This is a genomic window from Bacillus sp. HY001 (assembly GCF_007558965.1).
Lineage (GTDB): Bacteria > Bacillota > Bacilli > Bacillales > Bacillaceae_G > Bacillus_A > Bacillus_A mobilis.
Map to the genome: position 1 here is coordinate 1 of NZ_VLTE01000254.1, position 1,825 is coordinate 1,825.

1 protein-coding gene is annotated in these 1,825 nt (G+C 34.5%); it reads left to right on the forward strand.

Annotation, left to right across the window (positions count from 1 at the left end):
* The first annotated feature begins 198 nt into the window (after positions 1 to 198).
* Positions 199 to 1,559, forward strand: a protein-coding gene (locus FOT98_RS31150) for an IS3-like element ISBce15 family transposase (protein ID WP_085963576.1) whose coding sequence is annotated in 2 segments (ribosomal slippage) — positions 199 to 655 and positions 655 to 1,559 — 1,362 coding nt in all. Because the reading frame shifts where the segments join, the coding sequence is not laid out codon by codon here.
* Positions 1,560 to 1,825 lie beyond the last annotated feature (266 nt).

A 1,825-nucleotide genomic window follows, 5' to 3' on the forward strand; every position in this document is an offset into this window, starting at 1 on the left:
GTATTATAACAATAGTTTTTGCATAAACTAAAGAAGACGAGATGCTCCAACATCTCGCCTTATGTAACTGTTACCGCAAGGTGGCTAGTTGCTAAAAAGTTTATTTTTTCTTAGAACCGCCCTTCACACGCTTGCAGGCATTTGAACCGCACCCAATTTGTTAGACAAATAACTAACAATTGGAGGTGCGGTTTTATTATGTCTAGAAAATATAAATTCGAATTAAAAAGAAATGCCGTTGAACATTATTTAAATACAAATGATTCTTTTAAAGTGACTGCCAAAAAATATCAAGTCAGTATATCGTTATTAAAAGAGTGGGTGGCACGTACTAGAGAACAAGGAATAGAGTCCTTAAACTCTAAATGTACAAGGTATGACATTCAGTTTAAAATGGAAGTATTGAATTTTATGAACAATACAGGAGCTTCGCCCCTACAAGCGGCCGCTATGTTCAACGTTCCATCTCCTCGTACCGTTAGGAAGTGGCGATCAATGCTAGAATCACAGGGGATAGATGCTCTTCGTAAAACAAGTAAGGGGTACTCCACTGTGAAGAAGAAACAGGCTATTGCACCTAAGAAAAAACAAAATATTAACTCTCAAAATGATTTACAAAAAGAAATTGAATACTTACGCATGGAAAATGCTTATTTAAAAAAGTTACACGCCTTAATTCAACAAAAACAACAATCTCTGAAAAAGACAAAGCACACATAATATATGAGTTAAGGCATGAATATAAAATTATCGACTTGATTAAAGCGGCTGAAATGGCTCGTAGTACATATTATTACTGGGTGAAACAAATGAGTCGTGAAGATAAATATAACGAGGTTAAAGAAAGTATTAAGCAGATTTTTCAGGAACACCAAGGGCGATATGGCTATAGGCGTATCACACTTGAATTACGTAATCAGGGCTATACCATTAACCACAAAACCGTCCTTCGCTTAATGAATCAATTAGGGTTAAAATCGTTGGTAAGAATCACTAAATACCGCTCTTATCGCGGGAAGGTTGGGAAGGTAGCGCCAAATGTCTTGAAGCGTGATTTCAAGGCCTCTAAGCCTAATGAAAAGTGGGTTACAGATGTTACTGAAGTTCATTTGTTTGGTGAAAAACTCTACCTATCTCCTATTCTAGACTTGTTTAATGGTGAGATTATTTCCTATAATATTGAGAAACGCCCTACATTCCTTCTAGTCGAAAGGATGTTAGATAAGGCTTTAAAATGCTTGGATAAAGAAGATACTCCTATCCTTCATTCAGATCAAGGTTGGCACTATCAAATGGATAGATATCAATATATTTTAAGAGAAAATAATATAACTCAAAGTATGTCCCGTAAGGGAAATTGCTTAGATAATGCAGTCATTGAAAATTTCTTTGGCTTATTAAAATCTGAATTACTTTATCTTAAAGATTTTGAAAGTATGGAACACTTTAGGGAAGAACTAGAGAATTATATTTATTATTACAATAATAAAAGGATTAAGGCAAAATTAAAAGGATTGCCTCCTGTAAAATACAGAATTCAATCCTTATTAGCTGCTTAAATATATGTCTAACTTTTCGGGTCCAGTTCACATTGTGGGTGGTTCTTTTCGTTTTTCGTCGCTTTTTTTGTGCTTTCTTCCAAGACGTTGATAGGTATTTACCTACTCGTTTTGCAAAAAACACAGCGACTTCTCTAGCAATTACTTTTAAAATTTCAATTGCTATTATGAAAAGTATTTCCATGCGATCACCTCCTTTCTCCATAAAATGAAAGAGAAAGGATAGCAACCAACCACCCTGAAATATTCAGTTACGTTATATTAAT